Here is a 7,233-nt window from a genome sequence, read left to right as displayed (position 1 = left end):
GGTCCTTGCCCGCCTCGGAAATATCCAGCGTTTCGGCGCAGGCGGCCTTGCTGTACATCAGATAATGGCGGCGGATCACGTCGCGCCGGGCCAGCTCGGGGCCGGACACCATCCGGTCCAAGACGAATGAAAACCCCTGGTGGCCAAAGTAGTCCCGAACCGACTTGCAGAGCTTTTCCGGGGAAAGGTCGGTTTCAAGATGGTGGATCGGCTTGGTGAAGAGAACAGCTTGGTTGACCGGCATAGTAACCTCCAAATCCTTCAACTACGTTCAACCTAAACCTGCTTCCCCCCGGGTTCAATGCCTTTCGTTCCGAAAGCTCACTCCTCGATAACCAGCCGGATGCCGACGTTGAAGACCCGCTGATAGGGTTCATAGGGCAGCCGGAACGATGCGGTGGCCCGGTTGGGCTTGTCGCGCCAGGATCCGCCGCGGACCACCTTGCGCCCCTCCGCCGAAAGATCGTTGCGCCCGTCGGCGCCGTCGTAGGGATAGGCCTTGTAGGTCGAGCGCGTCCATTCGGCCACGTTGCCGTGCATGTCGTGCAGGCCCCAGGGATTCGCCGCGAACTGGGCGGTTCCCGAAGGCACCATGATGCCGTCGTCGAACGATTCGTCGCGCGGCACGAAGTTGTTGAGCGGCGTGCGGCTCTTTTCGGGAACGGGTTTCGGGTTGACGCCGCGCACGGCCATGCGGCCGATGCTTTTGTCGGCGAGATTGGCGTGGTTTTCGAATCCGGATTCCCCGAAGAAGAACGGCTGGTCGCTTCCGGCGCGCGCCGCCCACTCCCACTGCGCCTCGGTCGGCAGGTTCACCGGCGCGCCGATCTCCTCCGACATCCACCGGGCAAAGGCGACGGCCTCGTTCCAGGTTGCGCGAACGGCGGGCATCTGCGGTTCGTTGGCGGGGTAGCCGGCGTAGATATGGTCTTTCCATTGCTGGTCGATCACCCGGCTATCGTGCTCCGGCAAGAATTCGTTGAGCTGCTCGTTGGTGATCTCGGTGGTCGACATCCAGAACGGCTTCGCGATCTCCACCACGGTCTGCGGGTATTCATCCTGCTCCCCGGTCACGGAACCCATCACGAATTTCCCGGCGGGGATTTTCACGAAGGTCAATTCCTGGCGGCCGAACTTCACGGTCTTCTTCTCGCCGGCGGACGCGGCATCCAAGGGCCACCCCGCAAGGGTGAGTGCCTTCGGGCGCTTCTGGCGGGCGGGCTTGACGAACGCAGGCCGCGCGGAAAGCGGCGGCATCCACTCGATGTCGTCGTTGATGCCGCTGAACTTTTTCTTGTACTCCACGGTGCGCTCGGCGCTTGCGAGGGTGCGCTCGCTGCCGTTGACCTCGGTCCAGGTGGCGTGGTACGGCACGTTCAGGTCGACCCAGGTGGCGAGGCGGCGCATGGACTCGTCGTCGACCTTCACGCCGTAGTGGCCCTTTTCCAGCATCTGGAACAGCGGACTGGTGGAGACATGGTAGTCCATGGGGGTCAGGATGTGCAGGTCGCTCTCCGGTCCCGGGCGCCGCACGTAGGGATGCAGCGCCATGTAGGATTTGCCGAAGTTGGCCTTGGCGCTGAACCGCACCTCGGTGTCGTCCTTGAAATTGGGCCGTCCCGGCTTGGAGCCGTCGTGGCATCCCACGCAATAGGTATCCAGAACGGGTTGCACCTCGCGCTTGAATCCGAATCCGTGCGGCATGACGCCCGGGACCCAGGGGGTGAGGTTTTGCGGCGCCTTGCGCGCCGCCAGCGTCGGCCGCGACAGCGGCGCCGCGTTGCTCGGCTCGTGGCAACCCACGCAGGAGACAATCTCGCCCGGTTGGGCAACCGTCCAGCTTCTCATCACCTGCAGCGCCCGCCCGTCTTTGTCGAGCGGCTGGATCGACAGCGGCCGGCTGTGGGGTACCTTGACCATGACCGACCCATCCTCTTCCACCGGCACGGTGCCCAGCATGCGCTTGGTATCCCAACCGCCCTCAATGGCCAGCGCGTCGTGCGATCCGGTCAGGCGGTAGGCATAGCCATAGGTAAACAGCCGCAGCGCCGCCACCGAGCCGCGCGGCACGCCTTCGAGCCCGGGCCCTTCGTAGATATCCTGGATGAACAAGGTGCCGTTTGCGGCGTCGGGACGGCGGCGGTCCGGAATCACCGGCGGCCGCTCGCGCGTCATCAGCGGAACCGGCTCGAACATGAACTCGCCGCTTTCTCCCAGCTTGATCATGTTGTCGAACGTATCGACCAGATACAGGCCCCAGCGCTCCTTGGAGGTGAGCTGCCCCGATACGAGGAAAAAGTTTTCGCTCAGCGGGAACGGGTGGAGGAAGCGCGGCCACTTGCCGTTCATGTAGTTGTCCACGATGACCGGTTCAACCTCCTGGCCGCGGCCGGGAATGCGCTGGAGGGCGCCGTCCGCCTCGAAATCGCCTTGGTTTTGGTCGAAGATGAAAAGCTCGCCGGCGCGCGCGGTTCCGTGGTGCCCGGAGACGATGGCGGCAAACTTGGAGGTGTGCCCGGGGATTTGCTTGGCGTAGAAAAGGGTGTTGGGCCAGTAGGAGTTGGAGCCGTAGATGGAGCGGTTGGCGGTTCCGTCCGGATTCATTTCCAGCAGGATGCGGGTGAAATAGTGCGAGTTGTCGGTGTATTCCCAGCGGGAATACATCACCCGTCCGTTTTCCTTCACCCACGGATACCAATCGTTTTCCTGGTCGAACGCGATCTGTTTCATGCCGCTTCCGTCGGCGTTGATTTCGTAGAGCGTCCCCACATAATCGGAGCCGCCGACGCACGGCACGGAGTTGAGCGAGGCCGTCGAGCAAAACAGGATTTTCCCGTTCGGCAGGTAGATCCCGTTGTAGTTGTCGATCTCCGGCATGATCGGCGTGATCCGCCGCATGCCGGTTCCGTCGGTGTTCATCTCATAAACCTGGAAGGTGTTGCTTTCGGTCTCGATCCCGGAGTAGAGGAATTTGGTGCCGGAATAATCCAGGCAAATATCCATCAGCCCTTCCTTGATGTCTTTGGGGCGATAAAGGGTTTCGATGGACCGATCCTTGAGGTTGAGCACCTGGAACGCATCGTTGAAGTTGGGATGGGTCTCCTCGCCGTGGCGGCGCAGGTAGGTGGAGTTCCCCTGCCAATTGGAGGGGAAATGCGACGACTTCGAGCTGCGGAACAGGATCCGGTCGAAGCGGACCTCCGGATTGTTGAGCACCAGGGCTTCGTAGCGCAGCTGGTCGAGCTCCTCGAACGCAGCGCCTTCCGCCGCCAGCCGATCGAGTTGCTTCAGGAAATGCTTGCTCTTGTACGACGGATACTGCCGGCCGAGATATTCGATCGCGAGCCGCGCATCTTCGATGATTTTTTCGGTCGCGGGCTGGCCGGTTTCCTGCCGCGCTCTTTTTTCGCGGTCGCGCTTCTTTCCCGAATCGGTCTTTTCGTCGGCCTTGCCCTGAGCGCAAAACGGCAGCACGGCCGCGAGCAGGGCAGTCAACAGCCCTTTTTTTGCAAATTGCTTCATCTCAAATCCCCCGCATTGGATGGGTTTCCCCGGTCATCCAGCAACTGTATGGACCCCATGTTATGAGGAGACGCCGAGGCGGGCACTTTCCAGACAATTTTTTTGTTTGGCGTCACCTCGAAGGCTTTCGGCGACGCTCCGTTCCTGGCGCCGAGCGGATTCTTTCCGTGCTTCACATTGCTGACCACGGTATGGCCGTTGGGCAGGCGCTGGAACCCGCAGACCATACCGACCAGCAGCCCGGCCGCTTCCAGGTCTTCGCCGGTCAGCGCCCACGCGATGGAATCGTCGGGCGCATATTCGGTCATCACGCGGCCATCCGTGCCGCTTCCTTCCGAGACCAGCGTGTTGCCGTTGGGCAGCCGCACCGCGTGGAACGAGCCCGACGGAAAGGTGCGCAGCAACGTGCCGTTTGCGTCCCACTCATACGCATGCCCGCCTTTCAGCTTGCCCGCGCCCTTCATGAGCGTGCCGAGATAGGTTCCTTGCGGCGTCTTGCGAACCGCGCGGAAGGCGTGGTGCAGGTCCAGCGGGGCGTCGGCCACCTTGACGCGCTTGAGCGGCTTGCCGTCGCGGTCGATCTCCACCATCCACAACGCCTCCTTGCCGCACTCGCCCAGCAGGAACCCGCCATGCGGCAACGGCTGGCAGGAATGGTTGTCGTGCCCCGGCGCAACGCGGTATTCCCACCGCTTGTTCTTTTCCGGATCCAGCCGAACCACCCCGGCAATGCCCTCCTTCCGCGTGGAAAAGCTATAGACGATCCCGCCGTCCGGCAACACCCAGCCATCGGTCAGCTCGTCGGCCGACTCCAGCTGCCACTGCTTCTTGAATGCGGCATCGTAGATCGCCGGGCCGCCGCTTTTCCATCCGGCGGCGAAAAACGGGTGCCCCGCCGCCAACGCCGACGCGGAAACACCCGCCAGCAGGCCCATCAAGGTTTTGCGCATCGATCCCCTTCTCATTCGGTCATTGGCTACGGGCCTGCATTCGGTTTCCACCGTTGCATCGGGTTTCAATTTTCGGGCTGATCCCACAAGCGGTAGGGATCGTCCAGCCGACGCTGCTCCGAAAGCAACAGGGCTTCCATCTCCTTGAGCTTGCCCGCATATTTCGGATCGCCGGCCAGATTGACCTGGTTGGGCTTCGGGTTTGCGTTGGCCAGCCCGCGATGCTCTTTGAGAAACTCTTCCGGATTTTCCGCGAGGTTGAACAGCTGGGTTTCGCGCACCTTGCCATCGAGCACATCGTATTTGATCAGCTTCCAGTCGCCCTTTTTCACGCAGCGCATGCCGGGCTTCGTTCCGCCGCAATAGACGCCGTAGAGCACGTCGCGAACCGTCTCCTGCTTCCCTTCCAGCACGGGCTTGAAGCTGATGCCTTCGGTCGCCTCGGGAGCCTCGATGCCCGCGAGGTCGCAAAGCGTGCGCAGCGTATCGAGCAGATAGATGTTGCCCTTGGCGCGGGAGCCGGGCTTGATGCCGGGGCCTTTCACGATATAGGGCACGCGCCAGGTGTGCTCGTAGAGGTTTTGCTTGCCCATCAGGCCATGGCGGCCAATGGATATGCCGTGGTCGGCGGTATAAATGATGTAGGTGTTGTCCAGCTCGCCCATCGCTTCGAGCTTGTCGAGCACCTGGCCGATCTGGATATCGATGTTTTCCGAGCAGGCGAATTCCCGGCCCACTTCATTGCGGATCGTGGCTTCGTCGCGGTTCTTCCAAACCCCAGACACCCGTTCCTCGTCGCGCAATCCCGGATGGCCATGGGCAAACGGATGGGCCGGCAGATAGTTCGACGGCAACGCCGGCGCCGGGCGCTCGGGGCTCAGGACGGGAAGCGCGTTTGGGTCCGTGTGGTTGGTCGCACCGTATTTTTTCAGCAACTCCGGTTTTCCATCGCGGGTGTCGTGCGGATGGGAGAAGCCATAGTAGATCAGGAACGGATCTTGGTCTTTGGATGCCTCGCGTTCGTTGAGATAGGCCAGCACTTGCTTGGCGTGCCAGGCGCTGCCGGTTTCGTCGGTTCCGCCGCGCTTGGTGGAATCGTGAACAACCGTAAACTGGGCGTTGGCCTCCGCGTAGCTGTTTCCCTTTTTGCAGGTGCGCATCGTATCGTAGCCCGCCCGGGTGAACACCGCCCCCATCGTCTGCTCGACAATGTCCGCGGGACAGATCGGCCGCATCACCTTCTTGCTCACATTGGGCAGATGCCAGACGGTGCGGCCGCTCATGATCATATGGCGCGACGGATTGCAGACCGCTCCCGAGAACGAACCCATGTGATGCGCCCCGTCGAAAACCATGCCTTCGGCCGCCAAACGGTCCAGCACCGGGGTGTCCAGAACGGACGAGGGGTTATACATTTTCAGATCGAAGGGCGACTGGTCATCCGCAAGAATGAAAAGAATATTCGGTCGCTTGTCCGCCGCCGCCACGACCGTTGAACACGCCGCCACGGCCACCATCAATCCCTGTCTCCAATTACACATACCCAATCCCCTGTTCGTTGTTTCGATCGACCTGATTGTAAAAAAAAAGAAACCGCAGGCAATCGTTTGCCTGCGGCCATTTGCGGTTGAATGCTTATTCCGCTCCGCTGTTCTTGAACGCCATGCCCGGCTTGCTGAACATCACATGGTTGTGATAGGTCGCCGCCTCGGTAACGATTGCGCCCTCCGGGCCCGCCATCTGGCCGTGCCATGATTCCGGATCCTTGAGGACATACATCTGGTTCGTCTTGGCATCGCGCTTCACGATGTATTTCGACTTGAACCAATCCTCGCCATAGCCCCAGGGGCGCCGGTCGGCCGGCCATTCGCTGATCGGCACCTCGTCCCCATGCCGGTATTCGCCATGGAAATAGACTTCGCCGTAGCGCACTTGCCAGCACTCCATTTTCGGACCATGGCCCTCCGGCCCGCCGAGATGCCGATGCTCCGGCAACGACTGCCCCGGCAACAGATAGATCTCATGAAGCAAATACCCGAACTGCTCGTCCTTGTACGAGCCGTCATACGTGCCCGCGCCGGACGACTTGTATTCGCCCTTTTCGTTGATCCAGAAGATGCCGCCCATGCCCAGCGCCAAGATATCGCCCTGGTCAAAGTCGCACACCCAAAAAGCGTCCGTCTTCAAAATATCCGGAATCGGATAATTGAAGCGCTCCATCATATCGAAATACGCCTGTTTCACCGGGTCGGCGCGCATGGCGCCGTTTTCATACAAACCAGCCCCGCCTTTCCCTTCGGCAACCGTTGCACCGGAAGCCCCCGCATATACGGACATGCTCCCCACCACGAACGCCACCAACGCGGCCGCCGCGACGCCCCTTCTCTCCACTGTTCCATTCATCAAAAAACCACCTTTCTATATTCCAAATACGGTTTGCAATATAATATCTGGACAGTCAACCCCGAAAAAGTCGCCCGAACCAACAGGACGGCCCGCCCGCACGAAGTCCTATGCCTACAACGGCGACCTGCGTATTCAGCAACAATCCGTAGCAACGGATTCCGATCCGGTGTTTTCCGCCAACCCGATCCCCGGTATGGAAACCGGGGCCACTTCTCCATGCCACCGACAAATAAAGAAGTGGCTCGGGGATTTTAGACCACGGATTAAGTTAGGTTTTGGCGCAGGGCTCCATAAATGGAAGGATAGGAGCCATGATGAAAAAACAGAGACGGAAACACACGGCGGAGTTCAAGGC

General features: G+C 60.9%; 5 protein-coding genes. All 5 read right to left on the bottom strand.

The genetic code is table 11. The annotated features are described in order from the left end of the window. Positions 1 to 244, bottom strand: a 244-nt coding sequence (locus tag ABYO54_RS11770) for a hypothetical protein (RefSeq protein WP_372808448.1), incomplete at its 3' end; no start/stop codon positions are given. Between the two features lie 77 nt (positions 245 to 321). Beyond that, positions 322 to 3,522: an SUMF1/EgtB/PvdO family nonheme iron enzyme gene (locus ABYO54_RS11765; protein WP_372808447.1), complete on the bottom strand. Its 3,201-nt coding sequence runs from the start codon at positions 3,520 to 3,522 to the stop codon at positions 322 to 324. Beyond that, entirely contained in the window at positions 3,519 to 4,472 is a 954-nt protein-coding gene (locus ABYO54_RS11760; protein WP_372808446.1) for a hypothetical protein, read from the bottom strand. The genes ABYO54_RS11765 and ABYO54_RS11760 overlap by 4 nt, the downstream gene beginning before the upstream one ends. A 65-nt stretch (positions 4,473 to 4,537) precedes the next feature. Further along, positions 4,538 to 6,013 carry a sulfatase-like hydrolase/transferase gene (locus tag ABYO54_RS11755; RefSeq protein ID WP_372808445.1) on the bottom strand — a complete coding sequence of 492 codons (1,476 nt, stop codon included), beginning with the start codon at positions 6,011 to 6,013 and terminating at the stop codon, positions 4,538 to 4,540. Between the two features lie 94 nt (positions 6,014 to 6,107). Continuing rightward, positions 6,108 to 6,875, bottom strand: a complete 768-nt coding sequence (locus tag ABYO54_RS11750; RefSeq protein ID WP_372808444.1) for a hypothetical protein — start codon at positions 6,873 to 6,875, stop codon at positions 6,108 to 6,110. Between the last annotated feature and the right edge of the window lie 358 nt (positions 6,876 to 7,233).

Source organism: Pontiella sp. (assembly GCF_041622395.1).
In the GTDB taxonomy this organism is placed as follows: Bacteria; Verrucomicrobiota; Kiritimatiellia; order Kiritimatiellales; family Pontiellaceae; genus Pontiella.
This window is presented reverse-complemented; position numbering and strand designations above follow the sequence as displayed.